Source organism: Moraxella sp. K127 (assembly GCF_015223095.1).
GTDB lineage: Bacteria > Pseudomonadota > Gammaproteobacteria > Pseudomonadales > Moraxellaceae > Moraxella.
On sequence record NZ_JADFBZ010000047.1, the window covers coordinates 1 to 23,071 of the forward strand.

Genomic DNA, 23,071 nt, shown 5'->3' on the forward strand with positions numbered 1-23,071 from the left:
GTTTGGCATATCCCAAAAATTCGCCCAATTTATTTTAAAAACTCAACTTCGCCCAACCTTTTTACGGCTCATCACATTTTGCACCGCAAGGGTAACAAGGGCAAGCAGGGCAAGCAGACTTGACAAGGCAAAAGCGGTGGTAAAGGCGTATTCGTTATAGGCAATCTCAATCAAAAGTGGCATGGTGTTTGTCTCGCCCCGAATATGCCCCGACACGACCGACACCGCCCCAAATTCGCCCATTGCCCGAGCGTTGGTTAGGATAATGCCATAGAGTAACGCCCATTTGATATTGGGTAGGGTAACGTGCCAAAACATTTGCCAGCCGTTCGCCCCAAGCGTGAGACTTGCTTCTTCTTCACTGTCGCCAATGGATTGCATGAGCGGAATAATCTCTCGGGCGATAAAGGGAAAGGTTACAAACAGCGTGGCAAGCACAATGCCTGTGGTGGCAAAGATGATTTTTATGCCTAGGCTTTCAAAAAACGAGCCAATGAGTGTATTCGCCCCAAACAGTAGCACAAACATTAGCCCCGCCACAACAGGCGACACCGCAAAGGGTAAGTCTAGTAAGGTGGTGATGATAAATTTGCCCCGAAATTTGTGCCGAGTAATCAGGTACGCCAACGCCACACCAATCACGGTATTGATAGGCAGGACAATGGCGGTGGTGATTAAGGTGAGCTTAATGGCGTGGAGTGCGTCAGGGTCGGCAAGGGCGGACAGATAGGCACTCACGCCGTCTTTTAGGGCTTCATAAAACACGGCAACCAGTGGCACAACGAGCATGACCGCCATAAACGACACCGCCAAAGCGATGAGCGTGTATTTGACCCACGCAGGGTCTTTGGTGGCGGGGTGGTTTTGGTAGTCGTAGGTGGATTGGGTTGCCATGATTGTTCCAAATATTTGATTTTTATGATTTAAATTCTAATCTTAGGGTGTGTGATACGCACCTGATAACTTTAATGCCAAAATCTCGCCATCAAGCCCATCAAAGTCTTTGTATTCTTGATGAACAAAACCATTGTTGGTCAATATTTTACGAGAAGGCAGATTTTTTGGGTCAATAATGGCAAACAGCCGTGTTAATTGCTTTTGCTGTCCAGCAAATGTTATCAATTCTTTGGCAATTTTCCCTGCAATGCCCTTGCCCCAATATTCAGGCAGTAGCATATAGCCAAGTTCGGCTTCGGTGCTGTCCGATGTTTGGATTTCCAATTTTGCCAAACCAACAAACACGCCATTTTCCTGATTGAGAATTTTAAAAATGCCAAAATCAGGGTGTATCTCATTCTTTTTGAGTTCGTTCTCAAAGTCTGTTTGAGCTTCTTTTAATGGAATGGCTCTTTCGGTAATCATCGCCATGACCTTTTCATCACCAACCAATCGGTAATAATCCAAAAAATCATTTTGGGTAAATTTAGCAAGTATTAGGTTCATTGTTTTTCCTTATTAAAAGTATAACTACTTGATTTTTATAAATTTTGTTGCGTGGTACGCACCTTACCAAAAAAGATAAAAATTGCTGTTAATTAGTTTTTGCCCCAAGCCGTGATGATAATTTCCATTGGGCAAAGTTAATTAAAAATAACACCACAAGCGACACAAGGAGCATAAACAACGCCACGCAAGACGCTCCTGCCACGTCAAATTGTTCTAGCTTAGATACGATGATGAGCGGTAGGATTTCTGATTGCATGGGAATGTTGCCTGCGATAAAAATCACCGAACCATACTCGCCTGTGGCACGGGCAAACATCATGCCTGAACCGATGAGCATGGCAGGGGCAATCTCGGGCAGGATTATCTTGACAAAAGTCGTCAAACGGCTCGCCCCCATGACGGCAGACGCTTCTTCAAACTCTACCGACATCTCTGCCAGCACAGGTTGCACCGCTCGCACAATAAAAGGAAACGACACCACAACCAAAGCCAGCCAAATACCAATGGGCGTAAAGGCAATGCGAATCGGCTCGCCTGTCAAAGCCGTGCCAAGTTTGGTGAACACTTGTCCGAACAACCCTGTGGGGGCGTAGAGCGTGGCAAGTGAAATGCCTGTAACCGCAGTCGGCAGGGCAAAGGGCAAATCCACAAGGGCGTTGATAAATGACTTGCCCCAAAAGTCATACCGCACCAGCACCCAAGCGATGAGCGTGCCAAAGACTAGGTTGGTCAAGGTCGCCAAAATCGCCATAGATAGGGATAATTTAATGGCATAAAAAACCTGTGGCTCTTTTATGGTGCTGACAATTTCGCCAAACCCCATGCCAAGCGTGGTCAAAATCATCATGACAAACGGCAAAACAACCAGTAACGACAACGCAAACACGCTCACGCCCAGACTTAGCCCAAAAAACGGCATGATACGTCTTTGCTTGTTGCGGACGGGGGCAGTCGGTGTGGTCGGTGTGGTGTGTGTCATGGTATCTTGTATGTCATAAATGGTAGGCTTATTTTAAAAGATTGGCAAAATTATGATACTGACAAAAAGGAATATGAATTTTCGGTTTTGGGATTTATACAAAACAGGCATAAGAAAGCCCGTACATTGACGGGCTTATGTGGATTAGAGATATTAGCAGGCTAAGTCATAACCATTTTCACAGGTTTTGGCAAACCATAGTTTGGCGGTGTCTAAGTCTTGCTTTACACCTTGTCCATTATGATACATTACCCCAAGAGCAAATTGAGCATTGGCAAATCCTTGACCGGCGGATTTGGTAAACCATTCAAATGCTTTGGTATAATCTTGTTTAACGCCCTGTCCATAAACATACATCAACCCTAGATTATTTTGAGCTTCGGCAAATCCTTGACTGGCGGATTTAGAGTACCATTCAAAGGCTTTAATGTAATCTTGTCTTACCCCATACCCTTTTTCATACATCACCCCAAGATTATGTTGAGCTTGGGCAAATCCTTGACTGGCGGATTTAGAGTGCCATTCAAATGCTTTTTGATAATCTTGTTTTATACCGTGTCCGTTGTAATACATCACTCCAAGATTATTTTGAGCTTCGGCATATCCTTGATTGGCGGATTTGGTGTACCATTCAATAGCTTGGGTGTAATTTTCTTCCAAATCATAAGCCACAGCCAAATAAAACTGCAATTTAACATTATTAGAATTTTGTGCAAGCTCATTTTGACAAATAACAATGGCGGATTGGGGGCTTGTGTCATACAGCTCTTGGCAACTTTGGTTTTGAGCTTGGGCTTGGTTTACACAGCCTGTTAGCGTGGCAATTAGGGCAAAAATAATCAATTTGGTTTTCATGGGTTTGGCTTAGGGTTATCTTAAAAGTTTGGGATATGTTAGCCGAAATTGGTGTGATAGGCAACAGTTAAGTAATATCGCCATTGATAGGCTTGTATGTTTAGCGGTATTGGCAGGCTCGTAGATGACCATTTTCACAGGCTTTGGCAAACCATTGTTTGGCGGTGCTTGGGTTTTGTTTTACACCATCTCCGTTGTGATACATCATGCCAAGATTATATTGGGCTTTGGCATTGTCTTGATTGGCAGACTTGGTAAACCATTCAAGGGCTTTGGTATAATCCTGCTTTACGCCTTGTCCGTTATAATACATCACCCCAAGATTATACTCGGCTTCGGCATATCCTTGGTTGGCAGATTTGGTAAATAACTCAAAGGCTTTGGCGTAATCCTGCGGTACGCCTTGCCCTGTGTAGTACATTGCTCCAAGACTGTATTGAGCTTTGGCATATCCTTGGTTGGCGGATTTAGTATACCATTCAACGGCTTTTTTATAATCTGCTTCCAAATCATAAGCATATCCCAAATAAAACTGTAATTGGGCATTATTAGGATTTTGTGCAAGTTCCTTTTGGCAAATAGTCATGGCGGATTTTGGATGAATGGCGGATTGGGGATTGGTAAGATAAAGCTCTTGGCAACTATGGCTTTGTGCTTGACTTTGTGCTTGGGCTTGGTTTACACAGCCTGTTAGCGTGGCAATTAGGGCAAAAATAATCAATTTGGTTTTCATGGGTTTGCCTTAGGGTTGTCTTAAAAGTTTGGGATATGTTAGCCGAAATTGGTGTGATAGGCAATAGTTAGCCACTTAAAAGACACGCTTAATATTTTGCCATTTTAAACGCAAAAAAGCCCGCAAAACGGGCTTAAAATCATTAATATGCTTTTGGCTTATTGCGACACTCGCCCTGTCGCCCCCACCGCCAATGTGTCATACACGCCACCTTCTTTAAAATAAGTCGTCATGATAGACTGCCAGTCGCCAAATACGTCATTGGGGAAAAAGGTCTGAATTTGGGGGAATTTGTCGGCGTGCTTGGCAAGAATGTCGGGGTTACTTGGGCGTAAGAAATACTTGACCGCAAGCTCTTGCCCTTCATCGCTGTATAAGTGTTCTAGGTAGGCTTTTGCCACGTCTGTCGTGCCTTTTTTGGCGGTAACTGCGTCCACGACTGCCACAGGGTTTTCGGCACTCACGGTATAGCTTGGGTAGATGATTTGGATATTGCCAAATTTTTCTTTGATGACGTTGGCTTCATTTTCAAAGGTGATTAGCACGTCTCCTATCTGACGTTGGGCAAATGTCGTGGTTGCCGCCCGTCCGCCATTTTCAAAAACTTTAACGTTGCCAAGCAACCCCTTGACAAACTCATGCGTTTTGGCTTCGTCTTTATTAAAGGTGTGTAGCCCATAGCCGTACGCCCCTAAGAACGCATAGCGACCATTGCCTGATGTTTTTGGGTTGGCGATGATAATCTCTTTGCCGTCTGTCGCCAAATCTGCCCAGTCCTGAATGCCCTTAGGGTTGCCGTCTCGCACGATAAAGACAATCGTACTGGTAAAGGGAATGGCGTTGTTAGGCAGATTTTGTCGCCATTTGCCGTCCACAAGCTGACCCTCAGCAAGCAGTTCCACGTCCGAGCCTTGATTCATCGTAACCACATCCGCTTCTAGTCCGTTTTTGACCGATAGGGCTTGTTTGCTTGACCCGCCGTGTGATTGCTTGATATTGACTTTGATGTCAGGATTAACGCCTTGATAATGCTTGATAAAAATGGGATTATAATCCTTATAAAAATCCCGTGCCACGTCATAGGACACGTTTAACAGCTCCACTTGACCGCTTGCGTTGCCTGTTGTGGCTTTGTTGTCGGCAGTTTGGTTGTCGCCCCCACAAGCAGTTAAGACAAGGGCGGATAGGGCAATACTTAGGGGTAATAGGGCAGTTTTCATAAGATAGTCCAATGTTAGTCCAAGTTAAAAAGATGAGTTATTGTAAATGACAATGCTTAAAATGATTAGGGTAAAAATGGGAAATCGTTATTCGGTTTGGGAATTTATGGTGGGGGAAATTAAACTTCCTGCAAAACTAGTTTTCCGTTCGCCCTGAGCCTGTCGAAGGGTAGCGGAAAACCGTTATGGGTAGGCATAGCTTACCACGAACGGTTTTCTTTAATTTGGGGTTTTGCAGGAAGTCTATTGGTTTAAATTTTTTGGAAAATTGCCAATGTTAATTATAATAAAAAAGGGGCAAACAAATTGCCCCTACGGTTTAAAAACAAAAAATCACACCCCTTGATAATACCGTTTTAACACCGCCAGTACCTCAGGTCGGCTAAATGTTTCGGGCACGTCATCGCCATTTGACAAAGCGGTTCTTAATGCTGTGCCTGAGATTTTGACGTGGTGGGACGAGTCGTGCGGACAGGTTTTGGTGCTTGCCATACCGCCACAGCCATGACAATAAAACGTCCAGTCAATCTTTAAAGGCTTGGTAATAAGTGCGTCCTTGTCAATGGTGTCAAAAATCTTTTGAGCATCAAATGCCCCATAATAATCGCCCACGCCTGCATGGTCTCGCCCCACGATGAGATGACTGCACCCATAATTTTGGCGGAATAGGGCATGAAGTAGGGCTTCTTTTGGGCCGGCATATCGCATATCTAGGGGGTAGCCTGCCTGAATGACAGTGTCTTTTTTGAAATAATTGTCAATCAGCACGCCAATGGCTTCTTGGCGGACATTGGCAGGAATGTCCCCTGCTTTTAGCTTGCCCAAGAGTGAATGCACCAGTACACCGTCGCAGATTTCTATGGCGATTTTGGCAAGATACTCGTGCGAGCGGTGCATGGGGTTACGGGTTTGAAAGGCAGAGACGGTTTTCCAACCTTTTTGTCTAAACATTGCCCGAGTCTGGGCAGGGGTTTTGTAAATCTCGGGGTAGTCAGTGGGAAATTCGCCTTGACTAAACACTTGTACTTTTCCGCCCAAATACACATCGCCACTGCCTAGCACCTGTGCCACGCCCACATGGTTGGGGTCGGTCGTGCCAAAGGTAGCTTGGCATTCGGCGGTTTTGTTGGGGGTGTAAATGTCGCTAATGGTCAGCACGCCCATGAGTGCGTCTGTGTCGTCCACGAGAGCCACGCTGTCGCCCACGCTTAGGGTGTTTGCGGTGGCGGTGTCGGTGGATAGGGTAATGGGAATGGGGAAAAACACGCCCTGATAAGTGCCGTCCACACCGCCTTGGGCGAGCGTCATGCTAGCTATCACGCCTTCATAATCGGCTTGCCCCATAAAGCCATCAAGGGGCGTAAATCCGCCAATGCCAAGCATGATAAGGTCGCCACGCTCACGGCTGGATAGGCGAATCTGGGGTAGGGTTTGGGCGTGGGCGTAAGCGGTTGTTAAAGTGTCGCCTGTCAATGCAAGCGGTATCAGGGTGGGACTGCCGTGCGGTGGCACAAGGTCGGTATAAATGTCGTCCGTGCTAAACGCTTGCTCGTTTTGGGCGGATAGGGTGGATAGGTCGGTCATGGCTAAGTTCCTGTTGGCTACATTGGATAAAAGTAAAAGTAGCCATATCTTATAGAATTTTGCCAAAATTTAACTATGCCAAATCATGATAAAGATAGGCGGATTTTTCATGTGGCAAGTTTAGGGCGTGCCTGTATAAACACACGTTGGTAAATGTCGCCCAATGTCTGCAATATCGGGCGTGGTGCATTGCCAATCAATGTAGCTGTCTTGATGAATGGTGGGTGTAAAAATCAGCACACCTTTACTTTGGGCGTTGTCAATGGTGATGGTAATGACCGAATTGCTGTCCAAATCAACCGACTTGATTTTACTGCTGGGTGTCCAGTTGGACGGCAAATTAAGCTCGGCAAGTGATGTTGGCAGTTGTCCCCTGTCTATTAGGTAGACTTGCATTTCCATTTTCAAATGGCTTATGGCGGATTGAGCCAATTGTATGCTTTCGTGGTCAAAGGCGATTTGTTTGAATTCCGCCATTTTTTCATCGTTTTTAATGCTCAGCTCTTGTTCAATGTGGTTAATGGCTCGCTTTTCTGCTTGCCCGCTCATCATATAAAACACCAAGCCAATCAATACCGCCAAAAGCACAATGATAATGCCAAGTAGTGTATTGGTTTTCATAAGATTTCCTGTTTTGGGGTTTAAAAAATCCACTCAAAAGAGTGGATTGATAACAATCAGATTTATGACATCTGATGACCAGCACCTTAATAAGCAACAGCAGGTGCTTGCGAAGCTGAAATACCTGCGAATGCAATACCCAAAATGATATAAACACCCATTGCCATGAAGAATTTTTTCATGGTGCTAATGCCGCTATCGTCCATCTCATCACGCTTGGTAAAGAAATAGATGATTTGTGGAATGGGCGAGAAAAAGATACCCAACGCCAAAAATAGCGTATTATCTTTCATAACGATAAGCGATTTTACCCAAAACCAAAGAACTGCTATCGCTACAATTGCCAGTAAGATTAACAAACTCATAGCCATAATAATCTCCTAAGATGTACAAACGTCCGCATAATAGCAAAAAGTTTATGATAAATCAATACAATTGAAAAATATTGTCAATATTTTATAAGAAATCTGTAAGGTGTATCCGTCTTTGGTGTTTGTAATGAAAACGCCTATTTTAACAAGCAGAGAAGTCGCATGCTTTTGCTGCAAAATATGAATTGAATTGTAAAATTCCCATTAAATTTCATAAAATATTACCAATGTCAGGCACACCCTAAATCCTTATCATACTTTATAATAATGCCATCAATATTTAAGATGCTCTAATAACGTCCAACATGCCCATTAATTTATAAATAAAAACACAACAGCTCTCGCCATTGTGTTTTTATTTTTATTTCAATTATAAATTGAGCAATCACAATCCACGGCATTGGTCTTCTTTGTTGCCGTTTACGCTATTACTACCGCCTGTTACAGCATGGCGATTGCTTTTGCATTGTAGGTTGCCATCCACGGTGTTGCCTTTGACTTGGCTTGTGCCACGGTTGTCAAATAGCTGAATGTCACCATCAACACGCACGTTTTGTATGCTGGTATTACCTGAGTTTTTCACTTGGATATTGCCGTCCACAAAGCCACCTGACACACGCACGCTGTTTGCGTTTTCGGCTTGAACATCGCCTTCAATATTTGCTGAATTGATGATGAGTGAGCCACCACGATAGACCTTGACATTACCGTCCACATGAGTGCTGTTTAGGGTGCAAGTTTTGCCTTGTTGAACCACGACATCACCGTCAATGTGTTGCTTGCCAATTTTTCCTTGGCAGGCAAAGTCATCAGCATGAGCGGACAAACTAACAAAGGCAAGTAGGGGTAGGGCGATGAATTTGAGTGCTTTCATAGATTTTCCTTCAAAAAAGTGCCAGTTGGTTGGCAGGCGTATAATAGCAAAAAATCTCGGTCATAAACTTGTCATATTGTTGCAAAAAAGTAGTTATGTGACAATTACTTACAGATGTTAGAAACATATGTTTACAAAATTAAAGGCTCTTTTACTTATCCTTTGTTGTGTGTGGTTTTTTGGTGCACTCAACCAACTTGATATTTACCACGGGTTTGTAGAGGTGTGCTGAGCACACCCTTTGATGACATTACCGTGCAGGGCGTGCACAGCACGCCCCTACATCCAAACATCATTGTGTTTGTAGTAATTTTAAAGTTTATTGGGTATAAATTCGCTTAGTGGTGGCATGAATAACCATCGTCAAAAATAATTGCAAAAGCCTATGGCAGATATCGGTAAACATCAAATTTGCCAGACGTATGGTAAGCCAACACCATAAAAACACCAAAATACCGCCCATTAGAGCGGTATTTTTGATTTGATAATTAATAATCAATTTTTCAATCAATCTTCATAATTATCAATACTCGGACAAGAACAAATCAAATTCTTATCCCCATACACATCGTCCACACGCCCCACGCTCGGCCAGAATTTGTGAGCCTTGATATAAGGTAGGGGGAACACCGCTTCTTCGCGACTGTATGGGTGCGTCCAGTCGCCCGTTACGACAAAGGCGGTGTGCGGGGCATTGACGAGCGGGTTATCGTCTGCTGTCCAGCCGTCCGCTCCTGCCTTGACTTTTAGGGCTTCTTGCTTAATTTGTTTTAATGCTGAGATAAAGCGGTCAAGCTCGTCAATACTTTCGGACTCGGTTGGCTCAATCATGAGCGTACCTGCCACAGGGAACGACATGGTCGGAGCGTGAAAGCCATAGTCCATCAAGCGTTTGGCAATGTCGGTCTCGCTAATGCCTGTCTCTTCTTTTAATGGGCGAATGTCCACGATACATTCGTGAGCAACAAAGCCATTTTTGCCGGTGTACAAAATCGGATAGTCATTTTCTAGCGATTTGGCGACATAGTTGGCGTTCAATAAAGCACGCTTAGTCGCTGATAAGAGACCGTCCGCCCCCATCATCGTGATATACATCCACGAGATTGGCAAAATGCTTGCCGAACCATAAGCAGACGATGACACCGAGCCTTGACCGTCAGGGGCATTCATCACGCCTGTTACGCTGTGGCTTGGCATGAATGGGGCAAGGTGCGATTTTAGACCGATTGGACCCATACCAGGGCCACCGCCACCGTGTGGGATACAGAAGGTTTTGTGCAGGTTCATGTGTAGCACGTCCGCCCCCACGTCCGCAGGTTGCATGATAGCCACTTGGGCGTTCATGTTTGCCCCGTCCATGTACACCTGTCCACCATGCTTGTGGATAAGCTCGCAAATATCACGAATGCCTTCTTCATACACGCCATGCGTGGACGGATAGGTAATCATCAAGGCACCCAAACGCTCGCTGTACTCTTCACATTTGGCTTGTAAATCCGCCACGTCCACGTTGCCCTTGTCATCGGTTGCCACCACCACGACTTTCATGCCAAGCATTTGGGCGGTTGCAGGGTTGGTGCCGTGTGCCGAGCGTGGGATTAGGCAGACATCACGTCCGCTCTCGCCACGGCTTTCATGATAACGGCGAATGAGTAGCAGACCTGCATACTCGCCAGACGCACCAGAGTTGGCTTGCATACTAATCTCGTCAAAGCCTGTGATTGCTCGCAGTTGGGCTTGCAGGCTCTCAATCATCTCATGATAGCCTGCCACTTGCTCTTTTGGGGCAAATGGGTGAACATTGGCAAACTCATTCCAAGTAATCGGCAACATCTCGCTTGTGGCGTTGAGTTTCATTGTACAAGAACCGAGTGAAATCATCGAGCGGTTCATCGCCAAATCCTTATCTTCTAAGGATTTTAGATAGCGGAGCATTTCGTGTTCGGTGTGATAGCTGTTAAAAGTTGGGTGCGTGAGAATCTCATCTGTGCGAAGTAGCTCGCCCAAAATCACTTCTGCTTTATCAAGCTCGCCTGTCGCCCCAAAAATTTTGCACAATTCATCAAATTCATCTCGTTCGGTCAATTCATGAAATGACACAGAAATGCCGTGATTGTCGTGCTTCCATAGGTTGTAGCCTTTTTCACTGGCAAGGGCGTACACTTTATCGGCTTGTTCTTGATTGTCAAAATCCACAAGCACGGTATCAAAAAACACGTCATGACGTACTTTTAATCCTGCTGATTTCACCGCCTTAGCAAAGGCGACCGCTAGGGCGTGAATGCGTGTGGCAATGCGTTTTAGACCGCTTGCCCCGTGATACACGGCATACATACCTGCTAGGTTGGCAAGCAACACTTGGCTTGTGCAGATGTTTGAATTGGCTTTTTCACGGCGGATATGTTGCTCACGGGTTTGCAGTGCCATGCGTAGAGCGGTGTTGCCTTGTGCGTCTTTTGATACGCCGATGATACGACCGGGGGCAGAGCGTTTGTCTTTGTCTTTAAAGGCAAAATAGGCAGCGTGCGGCCCCCCAAAGCCCATTGGCACGCCAAAACGCTGAGTGCTACCTAGGGCAATGTCCGCCCCCATGTCGGCAGGGGATTTAAGTAGTACAAGGCTCATGATGTCGCTTGCAACAATGGCGTACGCCCCTTTTTCTTTGACGTTTGCGATAATGTCGGTCAAGTCCACCACATCGCCGTCCCTGCCGACATATTGGAAAAACGCCCCAAAAAACTCACCATTTTTGGCAACGTCAAAATCGCCCACCACCACATCAAAACCAAAATATTTGGCACGAGTGCGAATCACATCAAGGGTCTGCGGATAGGTACGCTTGTCCACAAAAAAGGCATTGGATTTTGATTTGCTCACACGTTTTGCCATTGCCATGGCTTCGGCGGCAGCGGTTGCTTCATCAAGCAGACTTGCCCCAGCAAGCTCCATGCCTGTTAGGTCAATGCACACTTGTTGGAAATTTAGCAGGGCTTCTAGGCGACCTTGGGCAATCTCGGCTTGATAAGGGGTGTAGGCGGTGTACCAACCGGGGTTTTCTAGCACATTACGCTGTATCACGGCAGGCAGGCGAGTGGGCGAGTAGCCTTGCCCGATATAGCTTTTGGCAACCGTGATTTTGTCCGCCATACCACGCAGTTTGGCAAGGGCTTCATGCTCGGTTGTGGCACTTGGCAAATCAAGCGGACGGTTTATGCGTACCGACTGGGGAACGACCGCATCAATAAAGGCATCAAGATTGTCAAAACCAACGGTTTTTAGAAGTTTGGTTTCATCGTCTTGTTTGTTGCCCAAATGACGCTCCACAAAGGCGTTTTGGTTAAACAAATCATTAAAGGTGTTTAAGGTCATGATAAAATCCTTATAATCAAGGTTGGGAATTTAATAAAAAATAGCACTTTTTCAATGACATTTTTTATTAAATTAAGTCAGAAGCAGGATGCGTTATACACACCTGTTTTTTATAATAAATAACCAAATTCATTTTCTCTTGGGTCTTGACCATATTTGTTATCGCCTTTCGTACCTGAAAAATACGTTAAAAAAAGCAAGGGTGGAAAGAATATACAACCTAATAATAACCAACTACTAAAATTTGCATCATGTAATCGGCGTACGGTAACTGAAAAATAAGCGATTAAGCAAACTATAACAATAAAAATGTTAAAAGAAAAAATTAATACCGAATCGGTTTTTAAAGATGAAATTAAACGACCAATTACGATAGCACCCAATAAAGAGGCGTAGACAAACCAACCACGTCTAGCGGTTCTCCCTTTAAAATCAAAAAGCCTAATTGTTAAGGCATAAAAGAAGTAATTTAATAAAATTTTAGCCATGTCCAAAAATGTTGTATTTTCAATTCTTGATAAAATAAAACATATGACAATTAGGGCGATAAAAAGGAGCATATAGTTAAATATAAATGTTTAATCGGTGCGTTATACACACCCTACAATTAAATGAAATTATTACAAAGGGCAAAACGTTGCCATTTTGCCCTTACTAAATTACAAAGAACCTTCGTATTCTTCGGCACTTAGTAGGCTGTCATAATCGCTAGGATTAGCAGGCTTGATTTTAAAGAACCACGCTTTACCATAAGGGTCTTCGTTGGCAAGCTCTGGGCTGTCTACTAGCTCATCGTTAATCTCAACGATTTCGCCTGCGATTGGGGCGTAGACATCGCTCGCTGCTTTAACAGACTCTACAACGGCAATTTCTTCATCGGCAGAAACGGTGCGACCGACTTCTGGCAATTCCACAAATACCACATCGCCAAGCAAATCTTGGGCGTGGTCTGTGATACCAACGGTGATGATACCGTCATCTTCTAGTTTTAGCCATTCGTGGCTGGCAACGTATTTTAAATCGCTTGGGATATTACTCATGGGTTTCTCCTAGTGAGTGGGTTAAAATTACTTTTCGCATTGTTTGGTGGTTTCGTTATAAGAACCGCCATTATCCAAACATTGGTCTTTGGCATCACAGCCACTTAGGGCAAATACACATACGATGATAAATGATAAATAACGCATTTTCTCTCTCACTTGATAAGGGTGTATCTACACCCTTTTGTTACTCAAACTGCTTTTCGCCATTTCTCACAAACGGCAATTTTAATACACGCACGTCCACTTCCTTGCCACGCATGATGACTTTGGCACTCTCACCCTTAAAGTCGGCAGGCACACGAGCGATTGCGATAGATTGGTTGAGACTTGGGGAGAATACGCCACTGGTGGTAATGCCGTTGCCGTTTTCGGTAACGACTTCCATACCCGCACGCAGTACACCGCCTTTGGCAAGTAGTAGACCGACTTGGCGGACTTTGACACCGTCATTTTTTAGGGCGACAAGGGCGGATTTGCCGACAAAATCACGGTTTTCATCTTTTAAATCCACCGTCCACGCCATACCTGCTTCAAGGGGGCTGACATCATCGTCCATGTCGTTGCCGTATAGGTTCATGCCCGCTTCCATTCTTAGAGTATCTCTTGCCCCAAGTCCGCATGGGGCAACACCTGCCTTGACAAGCTCATCAAAAAATCCAACCGCTTCCCCTGCTGGCATGACCACTTCCACACCGTCTTCACCTGTGTAGCCTGTGCGAGCGACAAACCAATCACCGCCTAAGTCCACACCGACAAAGGGTTTTAGGGTGTTTACTTTATCCGCCCACTGGGGCTTGACGGTAAGGAGCTTGGCAATGGCGTTTCGCCCTTGTACGGCAAGCATGGCGACATCATAGCGGGGGGCGAGCGTTACGCCAAATTCTTCACCAATTTTGGCAAAGTGGGCGGAGTCTTTTTCACGGGTTGCCCCGTTTGAGACGATACGATAAGCGGTCTCGGACTCGTTCATGCGATAGACGATTAGGTCATCGATGACACCGCCTTTGTCGTTGAGCATTCCAGAATATAAAGCCTTGCCGACAAAGGATAATTTGGCGACATCGTTGGCGAGCAGTTTTTGTAAAAAGGCTTTGGCGTTGTCGCCCGTTACGTCCGTAACCAGCATATGCGAGACATCAAACATCCCTGCGTCTGTCCGCACGGCGTTGTGTTCGTCAATTTGTGAGCCATAATTGACAGGCAATTCCCAACCACCAAAATCGACAAGTTTGCCATTATGGGCGGTGTGAGCGTCAAATAGGGGGGTGCGTTGTGGGGCGTGTGTGGTCATGGGGTGTCCTTAGTTATTGTTAAAAAACAAAATATTGTTAAACAACAAAAATCCTATTGGCAAAACTGCCAAAAAAACACCCCATCTGTCCTGTTACCTGAGATTTTCGCTAAGTGATTTGTAAGTCGCCAAACCCAAAAACCAAATCACCTGCTTCTTCCCTTCGGTGGTGCAAGCACGCTCTCCAGAGTGGTTAATTTGTGGTGCTACCACAAATTAAGTCTTTCAGTCCTTGTTACCTGAGCGATTATAGGGGGTTTCAAATCCCAAAAAATGGCTTGGGATTTACAACATTACGCCTTCGGTGATTGCTTTTTTGCAATGCTCTCCTGAAAAACACCCCTATTATGAAAAAAAATGCTACAATTTACAAGTAAAATTTGCAAATTTTATAAAATAATTTACGTTAATCCGAGCCTAAAATATCATAACTTATTGATTATTAAATGGTTGTTCTTTTTTTTGGTAGGGGCGAATCATATTCGCCCTTGATAAATTAATCACTTATATAAAGTTGAAAATAAGGTATAATTTGTAAAGTTGAGTTTTTTAATTGAGATTAAGGTATAAAAATGCACTGCGATGTTTATAAATTCCCCAAAAGCCCCGACTGGTATGTCTATATCGCTCGCCCAAATTATCCTGACGACACCGATGAACTCTGTGATTGGCTAGGCGTGCTACCGTCTGACATACGAGCCAAATTGGGACTTGGTCAATTTGTCATGCACCTAGATTTGTCAGAACGCACCAAACTTGCCCAAGCGGACATTGAGACGGTCAAAGTCCGCCTTGCCGAGCAGGGCTATTATGTGCAAGCTCCGCCAGCAGACGTATTGGCACAGCAAGCCCTAGCCCGTGCCAAAGCCTTGCAGGATAAGAAGTACGATTAAAATTATCAAGTTTTTAAAAAATATGCTAAAATAGGGCGATTATTTTTGTGATTAATGCATTATGGATTGGTTAAAAGAACTCATCAAAAGTCTGCCCTTAGATGTCATTAGTGAGTACATTGCCGAGCTGGTACTTTGGTGGTCAAATCTGGTCAAAGACGTGCCGGATAATGATTTGCCGTTTTTGGCGTATGTGGGTGCTTCCATTTTGGTACTACTTTTGCTTATCTTTGTCGTGCGTGTTATTCCACGCCCCATTGGCGGTATGTTGTGGGCATTGGCGGTGGCGGTGCTTTTGACCCCTGGGGATACATTGACGGGCACAGGGCAGATTGCCCCTGCGGTGGCAAATGTGGCTCACAGCATTTTGATGGGCGACACAGCAGGAGCCAAAAGTGCCTTTTTACCGATTTTGGTGGTGTTTATTGTTTTGCTACTTGTGGGGGCGATTTGGCAGATTTTGCGTGGTGTGATTGAAGTGAACATCGCCAAAGCCAAAGAAAAAGCTCGCATCAAAGAAGAAAAACGCCTGCTCGAAGAAGCTGAGAAAAACGCCCAAAAATCTTAAATTTCTCTTTTCTTTATAAAAAATTTCGTGTATAATAACGCACTTTGTTAAATGATTGGTTTGTATCAATCAATTTTCAATCTCCTTGCTGTTATCTATGATAATGGCTGTTTTAATCCGTAGGGAGTCCTTATGAGACATTATGAAGTGGTGCTGCTGGTACACCCAGACCAAAGCAACCAAGTTGCCGACATGGTAACCAAATACCGTTCTATCGTCGAAGACAATGGCGGTAATAACCATCGTCTAGAAGATTGGGGTCGTCGCCAATTAGCCTACCCAATCAACAAAATCCACAAAGCACACTATGTTCTATTGAACATCGAGTGTAACGATGAGACGTTGGCACAGCTAGAAGAGCTGTTCAAATACAATGACGCCATCATTCGTAGCCTAATCATCCGCCGTGATGAAGCCATCACTGAGCAATCTCCTTTGGCAAAAGAAGCCGAAGACAAACGCACTCGCAAAGCCAACCGCCGTAACGATGTTCGCACTCAGGAAACTGAGAGTGAAAACACCGCAAGCGAATAATTAAGGAGATAACTCATGGCACGTTTCTATCGTCGTCGTAAATTCTGCCGTTTCACCGCAGAAGGCATTACCCACATCGATTATAAAGATGTAGAACTTCTAAAACAATACATCAGCGAAAATGGCAAAATCACCCCAAGCCGTATCACTGGTACTTCTACCAAGTATCAACGTCAGCTTGCGGTTGCCATCAAACAAGCTCGTTATTTGGCTCTATTGCCATATACCGACAACCACAAGTAATTAGGAGACCATCATGCAAGTTATTCTATTACAGCGTGTCGTTAATCTTGGTAAACTTGGCGAGACTGTTGATGTAAAAGCAGGTTACGGTCGTAACTTCCTAATCCCACAAGGCAAAGCACTACCTGCCAACGAAGCAAATATTGCTAAGTTTGAAGCACGCCGTGCCGAGCTAGAAGCACAAGAAGCCCAAGAGCTACAAGAAGCTCAAAAACGTGCTGATGCTCTATCAGACGTGAATGTCATCATGCGTGCCAAAGCAGGTGATGAAGGCAAGCTATTTGGCTCTATCGGTACTCGTGACATCGCTGACGCACTGACCGCTTCTGGCTTGCCAGTTGACCGTGCAGAAGTGAAGTTGCCAGAAGGCACTCTACGTCAAGTGGGCGAATACAAAGTTACCATTCAACTTCACCATGACATCACTGCTGACATTTTGGTTACCATTTTGTCAGAAGACGGTGAGAGTAAAACTGATGAAGATGATGAATAATTAATCATCATTCAGAAGATAACCCCCGAACTGTTTGGTTTGGGGGTTTTATTTTGACTTGATAAATTACCCGTCAAACAAATCAAGCTGTTCTACCATGTCGTCAAGACGAGTTAGGTTTGAGAACGTAACCCCAACCAAGCGAATGGGGAGTTCTCTGGGGATGTGATGAAATAAGTCGATCAGATAAGGTTTGACACTGTCGCTGTGCTTAAAAGGGGATTTGACAGAGACCGAGCGTGTAATTTGGCTAAAATCGCTGTATTTGATTTTTAAGGTGACGGTATGGGCGGTCAATTCTCGTTTGATAAGGTCGGCAAAGGCACTCTCATTTCCCCCAAAAATCTGAGCTAGAATAAAATCATCATCATTAGAATTGTGCAAAAAAGTAATCTCTGTGCCGATTGATTTACGCACACGTTCGGGTTTGACCGCCCGCTCGTCCTTGCCGTGGGCGATGTCATGATAAAACTGCCCCCGCTTGTTGCCAAACAGTTGAACCAGCTCATCAAGGGGGAGTTTACGAAGCTCTCCCCCTGTACTGACTCCCATCTCATGCAGGCGTTTGGCACTTGCCTTGCCGATACCAAAAAAACGCTCAATGGGCAACTCTGACAAAAACTCATCCGCCATGTCAGGCGTGATGACGGCAATGCCATTGGGCTTGTTGATGTCGCTTGCGATTTTGGCAAGCATTTTGTTAAAAGACACCCCTGCTGATGCCGTCAGTCCTGTTTCATCAAAAATCGCCTGACGGAGCCAGTTTGCCATGAGTGTGGCTGACCCACCACAATGGGGCTGACCCGTGACATCTAGATAGGCTTCATCGAGTGATAATGGCTCGACAAGGTCGCTCAGTCGCCCCATGATGTCTCGAATCTGAGTGCTGATATCACGATAGACATCAAAGCGGGGACGGACAAAAATGGCGTGGGGGACAGCGTTTTTTGGCTTCATAACAGCTCATTGCCGAATGCACGCCAAAGGAGCGAATCTCATAACTTGCCGCCGCGACCACACCACGTCCATTGGGGTCACCACCCACCACAAGGGGCTTGCCACGATAGGCAGGATTATCTCTTTGCTCAACGCTGGCAAAAAAAGCGTCCATGTCTAGGTGGATGATTTTTCGCATGATGAATTTGGTTTAAAAAGTTAATGATAATTTAATCTTTTAAAATACAACCCGCTTTTCTTAAAAACGATTTGATGTCTTTGCAATGATAATCTTCAATATTAATATTCATAATTTTAAGCTGTTCTTCAATGTAATCTAAATCAGTATAACCATACTTATCTTTAACGGGAGCTTTATCAATCATGAGCATTATTTTATGCTTTAAAGGTTTTGTGATGTATTTGATTTGGGGTGTTGATTGTCTCATTGGTGTGATGTGGGGAGTTCTAGTTCGGATGCATAGAACTTCATCAACAGTTTTTATTTCAAAAAAATCCAATTGATTTAGCAATGAACGCCATTTGGCATAACCATAATCACTGGCTTTTATCGTTGGGTAATTTGCATTCAAGTATTGTGTAACTTTTTTAAATTCTGAATATCCGTTTATTTTGTTGATATTCTTATCAATACTATCTTTTATGGCATTGATAAGAAGTGTGCGTTTTTTTAATTGCTCGCTTGTTAATGGGTTGATTTTTGGTTTTGGTGGCTCTTGTATTTTATCATCGGGCTTTAAGTCGGCTTTTTTCTTGGTATTTGATTGAGTATTGGCTTGATTGATTTTGTCTTCTTTGATTGCTTTGGTAGTGATACCGTCATTAGTTTGTTCGCTTGGGATTTCAAAAAATTTATCACAAGCAATAGTGAATTCTTTGATGGTTTTATTTTCGCCAAAACCAAATACTTGAATATTACCCTGTCTTAGGCGTAACGCTAAACCAATAAAATCGCTGTCTGATGAGATGATACAAAAGCCATCATGTCTGCCTGTATGCCATAAATCAATCGCATCAATGGCAAGAGCAAGGTCGCTAGAATTTTTGCCTGTGCTATAACTGGTCTGATGTTTTTTCTCAATGGCGTATTTTAAAATGGCACTTTCCCAAGATGACAGATGTGGCTTAGTAAAATCACCGTAAATGCGTTTGGCGGTAATTGTGCCAAGTGTGCCAATTTTATTAAAAACCCAGTCAATCTTTTGATGGCTGACATTATCTGCATCAATAAGAATGGCGATATTTTTTAACATATTGATTTCGCTTTTGTCGTTAGGGCGTGTTGAATGTTGGTATTTGCAATGAAAAATAAGATTTAGCCATTTTTCATGCAAAAATCAATGAAAGTATTAAATTCTCATCATATTTTGTAAATAATGTTATCAATGTTCGACACGCCCCAAATTGCCACTACAAAAATAGTGGCAATTTTTAAATGCTTTAATTTACGCCAAAGTCGCCCCCGCCACCATGCTATCAGGCAGTAGCACAACGGTCAATTGTCCGTCTTTTTCAGCCGATAAAATCATGCCTTCACTTACACCAAATTTCATTTTACGAGGGGCAAGGTTGGTAACACAAATCACCGTTTTACCTTGCAACTCTTCGGGCTTGTAAAACTTAGCAATACCGCTAAACACATTGCGAGTTTGTTTTTCGCCTTGTTCGTTCACATCGCCCACATCAAGGGTAAATTGCAATAGTTTATCCGCCCCTTCAACGTGATTACATTCAAGTACTTTGGCGACTTTCATTTCAACTTTGGCAAAATCATCAATGCCGATAAAGGCGTTTTGGTCGGTAGTTTCCACAGGCTTACTCTCTTTTTTGTTTGGTTTGGCTTTTTTGGTGTCGGTGGGTTGCAAGTTTTCTTTTGAGTCATCAACCATGGCTTGCACTTTTTTGGGGTCAATGCGTTGTAAAAGTGGCTTAAACTCATTGATAGAATGCGTTAAGACATTAAAACGTTCATCAAAATTCATGCTATCCACGTTCAAAAATTCTTTTGATTGCTCGGCAAGTGTCGGTAACACAGGCGATAAATAGACCATGATTTTGTGGAATAAGTTTAGCCCCACAGAGCAGATGTCTTGGACGTCTTGGCTGTTTGGGTTTTCTTTGGCAACCGCCCACGGTTTTTTGTCGTCAATGTACTGATTGGCAAGGTCGGCAAGTGCCATAATCTCACGAATGGCGGTGCTAAATTCACGGCTTTCGTAGTGCTTGATGATACTATCGCCAGCTTGGATAAATTTATTGACAAGTTCAGGCTCCGTGCAGGTAGCGGACAATTTATTATCAAATTGGGTATTGATAAATTTAGCACAGCGACTGGCGATGTTCACGACTTTACCGACAAGGTCAGAGTTTACTTTGGCGATAAAATCATCAAGATTTAAATCGCTGTCTTCTACTTTATCAGACAATTTGGACGCAAAATAATAACGCAAATATTCAGGGTTTAGGTGGTTCAAATACGTTTCGGCTTTGATGAATGTGCCACGAGATTTGCTCATTTTTTCGCCATTGACGGTCAAAAAGCCATTGACAAATAGGCTCGTGGGCGTGCGATAATTCGCCCCAGAGAGCATGGCGGGCCAAAATAAGGCGTGGAAATAGACAATGTCTTTGCCAATAAAATGATACACTTCGGCGGTACTGTCCGCTTTCCAATAATCATCAAATGACAAATCAGGGCGGTGGGCGGTCAAGTAGTTTTCAAAACTTGCCATATAGCCGATTGGAGCGTCCACCCACACATAAAAATATTTGTCGTCCGTGTCAGGGATTTTAAAGCCAAAATAGGGTGCATCTCGGCTGATGTCCCAGTCGGCAAGCCCTGCGTCAAACCATTCGTCCAGTTTGTTGGCGATAGAGACGGGCAGTCGTCCGTCATCTCGTGTCCATTTTTGCAAAAATTCGGTGAAGTTTGGCAATTTAAAAAAGTAATGGTCGGACGTTTTTTCCACAGGCGTTGCACCGCTTAGGGTGGAGCGTGGATTGATAAGTTCGGTGGCGTTGTAGGTCGTGCCACATTTTTCACAAGCGTCCCCATACTGGTCGTCCGCCTTGCATTTTGGGCAGGTGCCTTTGATAAAGCGGTCGGATAGGAACATCTCTTTTTCGGGGTCAAATAGCTGGGTTACGGGCTTGACAGCGATGTTGCCCGCCTTGTGGTTGGCAAGGTAAATGGCTTCGCTGTGCTTGCGGTTCGTTTCGCTGTGCGTGCTGTCATAATGGTCAAAGGACACGCCAAAACGGTCAAAATCTCGTTTATGTTCCACTTGCACGCTCTGGATTAGCTCTTCGGGCGTGATACCGTTTGCTTCGGCACGGAGCATAATCGCCGTCCCGTGAGCGTCATCGGCACAGACATAAATCACGTCATGCCCCATAGACCGCATGGCACGCACCCAAATATCGGCTTGGATATAGCCCAAAAGGTGTCCCATGTGGATAGAGCCGTTGGCGTAGGGCAGGGCGTTGGTAACAAGAATTTGGCGTTTGGCTGTCATGATGTACCTGTTTTAAAAATGATAAAATGGCGATTATTATAGCGTAAAAGCCGTGATAAAACCATGACAAAATGGGGTATAATGGGGCAAATTTTTGGGGCAGTCCTATGCAAAAGATGATTTTACTAAAACAAGAATTACTGGATATTGTCGATAGTATCACGCCAATCATGTTCTTTTGGTTAAATGCGGTGGTATGGTCGCTATTGCTGATTTGTGGGTATTTGCTATTGGGTTTTTGGCACATATTCGTGGTAATTATCATGGTGGTGTTGATTTTATCTTCGGTGTATCATTACAGAAACCCGCCCATTAGAAATAATCAATTTATCTTTACCACGCCTATTTTTGCTTTGGCGTATGGCTTTGTCATTAATTCAGGCATATTATTCCAAGATGACTTTATCACGGACAAATCACAATTATCCAGCGTTACCGCCACTGTCCCTGCCGAATATGAATATGTGCGAACAGGCAGTGGTAAATATTCTCGCACGCATTATTATTTTGTCATTGGCGATGTTAAATTACACTGTTCTGATGATAATTATGATGAATGTGAAAAAGCGTATGCCTATAAAGACCAAACAGCAACGGTATTATATGCTGACGGACTGTTATATGATATGGAAGTGGACGGACAAAAGATATATGATTTTAATGAGCAACTTGCCAAATTTCAATATGACAGACAAAAGAAAATCTATGAATTTATCACATCATTGATATTGTTCGGTATTCCGTCTTTGGTGTTTTTCTTTTTAAATAAACGGGTCATTCGTGATATTGAAATCATAGAAGATGATAAAAAAGAAAAAGCCAAAAAGCCTTTAAATATTAAATTTAAAAATGCCAATAATACCGACAAATCAGCAGATGACACAAGGCAACACGATTTAAGCCATAATAGATTTAATAAAAAGAATGCCGATTATAAACAGCGATTACATGATAAATTATCCGCTCAAAGATTAAAACAACAACAAATCAAGGCACGCATTGGCAAGGGCGGTATTGCTTGGTCAATGTTATGTATTTTATTGGCGGTGGTAACATTTTTCTTGGCTTTTGTGATGCTCGTCATGGGGTCTTATGTGGGCGTGGTTATTTATCTATTATTGGTGGTGGGTTTTGCTTATTTGATAAAATTACCCAGCAGACACGCCAAAGCAGAAGTGGGCGATTATTATGAAATGAGTGAATATGAAGAATTGGCGGATTTGGAAGAATATGATTTGACAGGTGTTTATCATTATATTAGTGTGATTGGCTGGTTTGGGCTATATGTATTTTCTCCGATTGCGTTATTTTTATTGGTCTTTGTATTTGAATATATCAAGGACGGTAATATTAATGTGGCGATTGTTGTGGGGGTTTTTGTGTTATTATTGGTGGGTGTGCTTTATGCGATTATTAAAAGGGCAAAAAATATGAGAGATTGGGCGTTGGAATAAATTGAATTAAAATAAGGGCGGTAGTTAT

At 43.7% G+C, this 23,071-nt stretch carries 24 protein-coding genes and 2 riboswitches; of the genes, 6 read left to right on the forward strand and 18 right to left on the reverse strand.

What is annotated here, in order from left to right; genetic code table 11:
* Positions 1 to 42: 42 nt before the first annotated feature.
* From cysW to gcvT, 14 genes are all read right to left on the reverse strand, one after another.
* Complete coding sequence (cysW, locus tag IM753_RS10145; protein ID WP_065254886.1) at positions 43 to 894, reverse strand: sulfate ABC transporter permease subunit CysW; 852 nt, start codon at positions 892 to 894, stop codon at positions 43 to 45.
* Between the two features lie 42 nt (positions 895 to 936).
* On the reverse strand, positions 937 to 1,443 hold the full coding sequence (locus IM753_RS10150; protein WP_194109237.1) for a GNAT family N-acetyltransferase: 507 nt from the start codon (positions 1,441 to 1,443) through the stop codon (positions 937 to 939).
* A gap of 88 nt (positions 1,444 to 1,531) precedes the next feature.
* The gene (gene cysT, locus IM753_RS10155; RefSeq protein WP_065254892.1) at positions 1,532 to 2,425 is read right to left on the reverse strand and encodes a sulfate ABC transporter permease subunit CysT; all 894 of its coding nucleotides are present in this window, start codon (positions 2,423 to 2,425) and stop codon (positions 1,532 to 1,534) included.
* 153 nt (positions 2,426 to 2,578) lie between these two features.
* A complete protein-coding gene (locus IM753_RS10160; RefSeq protein WP_194109238.1) occupies positions 2,579 to 3,280 on the reverse strand; it encodes a tetratricopeptide repeat protein in 702 nt (233 codons plus the stop codon).
* A gap of 100 nt (positions 3,281 to 3,380) precedes the next feature.
* Positions 3,381 to 4,013, reverse strand: coding sequence for a tetratricopeptide repeat protein (locus tag IM753_RS10165; protein WP_194109239.1), 633 nt, complete (start codon positions 4,011 to 4,013; stop codon positions 3,381 to 3,383).
* Positions 4,014 to 4,171: 158 nt separating this feature from the next.
* Positions 4,172 to 5,233, reverse strand: coding sequence for a sulfate ABC transporter substrate-binding protein (locus IM753_RS10170; RefSeq protein WP_194109240.1), 1,062 nt, complete (start codon positions 5,231 to 5,233; stop codon positions 4,172 to 4,174).
* Positions 5,234 to 5,566: 333 nt separating this feature from the next.
* Positions 5,567 to 6,817: a sulfate adenylyltransferase gene (sat, locus tag IM753_RS10175; RefSeq protein ID WP_083108438.1), complete on the reverse strand. Its 1,251-nt coding sequence runs from the start codon at positions 6,815 to 6,817 to the stop codon at positions 5,567 to 5,569.
* Between the two features lie 120 nt (positions 6,818 to 6,937).
* Positions 6,938 to 7,438 (reverse strand): pilin, encoded by a 501-nt coding sequence (locus IM753_RS10180; RefSeq protein WP_065256006.1) that lies wholly within the window; start codon positions 7,436 to 7,438, stop codon positions 6,938 to 6,940.
* 86 nt (positions 7,439 to 7,524) lie between these two features.
* The gene (locus IM753_RS10185) at positions 7,525 to 7,809 is read right to left on the reverse strand and encodes a hypothetical protein (protein WP_065256005.1); all 285 of its coding nucleotides are present in this window, start codon (positions 7,807 to 7,809) and stop codon (positions 7,525 to 7,527) included.
* A gap of 385 nt (positions 7,810 to 8,194) precedes the next feature.
* Complete coding sequence (locus IM753_RS10190) at positions 8,195 to 8,683, reverse strand: polymer-forming cytoskeletal protein (RefSeq protein WP_065256004.1); 489 nt, start codon at positions 8,681 to 8,683, stop codon at positions 8,195 to 8,197.
* 507 nt (positions 8,684 to 9,190) lie between these two features.
* Positions 9,191 to 12,052 carry an aminomethyl-transferring glycine dehydrogenase gene (gcvP, locus tag IM753_RS10195; protein WP_194092730.1) on the reverse strand — a complete coding sequence of 954 codons (2,862 nt, stop codon included), beginning with the start codon at positions 12,050 to 12,052 and terminating at the stop codon, positions 9,191 to 9,193.
* Between the two features lie 110 nt (positions 12,053 to 12,162).
* Positions 12,163 to 12,540: a DUF805 domain-containing protein gene (locus IM753_RS10200; RefSeq protein WP_172823671.1), complete on the reverse strand. Its 378-nt coding sequence runs from the start codon at positions 12,538 to 12,540 to the stop codon at positions 12,163 to 12,165.
* Positions 12,541 to 12,711: 171 nt separating this feature from the next.
* On the reverse strand, positions 12,712 to 13,092 hold the full coding sequence (gene gcvH, locus IM753_RS10205; RefSeq protein WP_065256001.1) for a glycine cleavage system protein GcvH: 381 nt from the start codon (positions 13,090 to 13,092) through the stop codon (positions 12,712 to 12,714).
* 187 nt (positions 13,093 to 13,279) lie between these two features.
* Positions 13,280 to 14,386, reverse strand: coding sequence for a glycine cleavage system aminomethyltransferase GcvT (gcvT, locus tag IM753_RS10210; protein ID WP_194109241.1), 1,107 nt, complete (start codon positions 14,384 to 14,386; stop codon positions 13,280 to 13,282).
* A gap of 75 nt (positions 14,387 to 14,461) precedes the next feature.
* Positions 14,462 to 14,584: riboswitch (glycine riboswitch) on the reverse strand.
* A gap of 18 nt (positions 14,585 to 14,602) precedes the next feature.
* A riboswitch (glycine riboswitch) is annotated at positions 14,603 to 14,728 on the reverse strand.
* 230 nt (positions 14,729 to 14,958) lie between these two features.
* Between gcvT and IM753_RS10215 the strand changes: the two genes are divergently transcribed.
* The 5 genes from IM753_RS10215 (at position 14,959) to rplI (ending at position 17,117) form a co-directional block, all read left to right on the forward strand.
* Positions 14,959 to 15,279: a YcgL domain-containing protein gene (locus IM753_RS10215; protein ID WP_065255999.1), complete on the forward strand. Its 321-nt coding sequence runs from the start codon at positions 14,959 to 14,961 to the stop codon at positions 15,277 to 15,279.
* A 61-nt stretch (positions 15,280 to 15,340) separates the two neighbouring features.
* On the forward strand, positions 15,341 to 15,847 hold the full coding sequence (locus tag IM753_RS10220; RefSeq protein ID WP_065255998.1) for a hypothetical protein: 507 nt from the start codon (positions 15,341 to 15,343) through the stop codon (positions 15,845 to 15,847).
* Between the two features lie 132 nt (positions 15,848 to 15,979).
* Positions 15,980 to 16,381 carry a 30S ribosomal protein S6 gene (gene rpsF / locus IM753_RS10225; RefSeq protein ID WP_065255997.1) on the forward strand — a complete coding sequence of 134 codons (402 nt, stop codon included), beginning with the start codon at positions 15,980 to 15,982 and terminating at the stop codon, positions 16,379 to 16,381.
* A gap of 15 nt (positions 16,382 to 16,396) precedes the next feature.
* Positions 16,397 to 16,624: a 30S ribosomal protein S18 gene (rpsR, locus tag IM753_RS10230; RefSeq protein ID WP_003657491.1), complete on the forward strand. Its 228-nt coding sequence runs from the start codon at positions 16,397 to 16,399 to the stop codon at positions 16,622 to 16,624.
* A 13-nt stretch (positions 16,625 to 16,637) separates the two neighbouring features.
* Complete coding sequence (gene rplI / locus IM753_RS10235) at positions 16,638 to 17,117, forward strand: 50S ribosomal protein L9 (RefSeq protein ID WP_194109242.1); 480 nt, start codon at positions 16,638 to 16,640, stop codon at positions 17,115 to 17,117.
* A gap of 66 nt (positions 17,118 to 17,183) precedes the next feature.
* Here the strand turns inward: rplI and dinB are convergent, their stop codons facing one another.
* The 4 genes from dinB to metG form a co-directional block, all read right to left on the reverse strand.
* Entirely contained in the window at positions 17,184 to 18,074 is an 891-nt protein-coding gene (dinB, locus tag IM753_RS10240) for a DNA polymerase IV (RefSeq protein ID WP_255518663.1), read from the reverse strand.
* The gene (locus IM753_RS13345) at positions 18,022 to 18,252 is read right to left on the reverse strand and encodes a hypothetical protein (RefSeq protein ID WP_255518664.1); all 231 of its coding nucleotides are present in this window, start codon (positions 18,250 to 18,252) and stop codon (positions 18,022 to 18,024) included. The genes dinB and IM753_RS13345 overlap by 53 nt, the downstream gene beginning before the upstream one ends.
* A 31-nt stretch (positions 18,253 to 18,283) precedes the next feature.
* The gene (locus IM753_RS10245; RefSeq protein ID WP_194092729.1) at positions 18,284 to 19,327 is read right to left on the reverse strand and encodes an NYN domain-containing protein; all 1,044 of its coding nucleotides are present in this window, start codon (positions 19,325 to 19,327) and stop codon (positions 18,284 to 18,286) included.
* A gap of 192 nt (positions 19,328 to 19,519) precedes the next feature.
* Positions 19,520 to 21,589, reverse strand: coding sequence for a methionine--tRNA ligase (gene metG, locus IM753_RS10250; RefSeq protein ID WP_065255993.1), 2,070 nt, complete (start codon positions 21,587 to 21,589; stop codon positions 19,520 to 19,522).
* A gap of 116 nt (positions 21,590 to 21,705) precedes the next feature.
* On the opposite strand from metG, the gene IM753_RS10255 reads away from it, so the two are divergent.
* Complete coding sequence (locus tag IM753_RS10255; RefSeq protein WP_194109243.1) at positions 21,706 to 23,043, forward strand: hypothetical protein; 1,338 nt, start codon at positions 21,706 to 21,708, stop codon at positions 23,041 to 23,043.
* The last annotated feature ends 28 nt before the right edge of the window (positions 23,044 to 23,071 follow it).

Bases quoted from the DNA above. Each gene is read 5' to 3' on its own strand.
- cysW (WP_065254886.1), bottom strand. From the start codon at position 894: ATGGCAACCCAATCCACCTACGACTACCAAAACCACCCCGCCACCAAA.
- IM753_RS10150 (WP_194109237.1), bottom strand. From the start codon at position 1,443: ATGAACCTAATACTTGCTAAATTTACCCAAAATGATTTTTTGGATTAT.
- cysT (WP_065254892.1), bottom strand. From the start codon at position 2,425: ATGACACACACCACACCGACCACACCGACTGCCCCCGTCCGCAACAAG.
- IM753_RS10160 (WP_194109238.1), bottom strand. From the start codon at position 3,280: ATGAAAACCAAATTGATTATTTTTGCCCTAATTGCCACGCTAACAGGC.
- IM753_RS10165 (WP_194109239.1), bottom strand. From the start codon at position 4,013: ATGAAAACCAAATTGATTATTTTTGCCCTAATTGCCACGCTAACAGGC.
- IM753_RS10170 (WP_194109240.1), bottom strand. From the start codon at position 5,233: ATGAAAACTGCCCTATTACCCCTAAGTATTGCCCTATCCGCCCTTGTC.
- sat (WP_083108438.1), bottom strand. From the start codon at position 6,817: ATGACCGACCTATCCACCCTATCCGCCCAAAACGAGCAAGCGTTTAGC.
- IM753_RS10180 (WP_065256006.1), bottom strand. From the start codon at position 7,438: ATGAAAACCAATACACTACTTGGCATTATCATTGTGCTTTTGGCGGTA.
- IM753_RS10185 (WP_065256005.1), bottom strand. From the start codon at position 7,809: ATGGCTATGAGTTTGTTAATCTTACTGGCAATTGTAGCGATAGCAGTT.
- IM753_RS10190 (WP_065256004.1), bottom strand. From the start codon at position 8,683: ATGAAAGCACTCAAATTCATCGCCCTACCCCTACTTGCCTTTGTTAGT.
- gcvP (WP_194092730.1), bottom strand. From the start codon at position 12,052: ATGACCTTAAACACCTTTAATGATTTGTTTAACCAAAACGCCTTTGTG.
- IM753_RS10200 (WP_172823671.1), bottom strand. From the start codon at position 12,540: ATGGCTAAAATTTTATTAAATTACTTCTTTTATGCCTTAACAATTAGG.
- gcvH (WP_065256001.1), bottom strand. From the start codon at position 13,092: ATGAGTAATATCCCAAGCGATTTAAAATACGTTGCCAGCCACGAATGG.
- gcvT (WP_194109241.1), bottom strand. From the start codon at position 14,386: ATGACCACACACGCCCCACAACGCACCCCCCTATTTGACGCTCACACC.
- IM753_RS10215 (WP_065255999.1), top strand. From the start codon at position 14,959: ATGCACTGCGATGTTTATAAATTCCCCAAAAGCCCCGACTGGTATGTC.
- IM753_RS10220 (WP_065255998.1), top strand. From the start codon at position 15,341: ATGGATTGGTTAAAAGAACTCATCAAAAGTCTGCCCTTAGATGTCATT.
- rpsF (WP_065255997.1), top strand. From the start codon at position 15,980: ATGAGACATTATGAAGTGGTGCTGCTGGTACACCCAGACCAAAGCAAC.
- rpsR (WP_003657491.1), top strand. From the start codon at position 16,397: ATGGCACGTTTCTATCGTCGTCGTAAATTCTGCCGTTTCACCGCAGAA.
- rplI (WP_194109242.1), top strand. From the start codon at position 16,638: ATGCAAGTTATTCTATTACAGCGTGTCGTTAATCTTGGTAAACTTGGC.
- dinB (WP_255518663.1), bottom strand. From the start codon at position 18,074: ATGAAGCCAAAAAACGCTGTCCCCCACGCCATTTTTGTCCGTCCCCGC.
- IM753_RS13345 (WP_255518664.1), bottom strand. From the start codon at position 18,252: ATGCGAAAAATCATCCACCTAGACATGGACGCTTTTTTTGCCAGCGTT.
- IM753_RS10245 (WP_194092729.1), bottom strand. From the start codon at position 19,327: ATGTTAAAAAATATCGCCATTCTTATTGATGCAGATAATGTCAGCCAT.
- metG (WP_065255993.1), bottom strand. From the start codon at position 21,589: ATGACAGCCAAACGCCAAATTCTTGTTACCAACGCCCTGCCCTACGCC.
- IM753_RS10255 (WP_194109243.1), top strand. From the start codon at position 21,706: ATGATTTTACTAAAACAAGAATTACTGGATATTGTCGATAGTATCACG.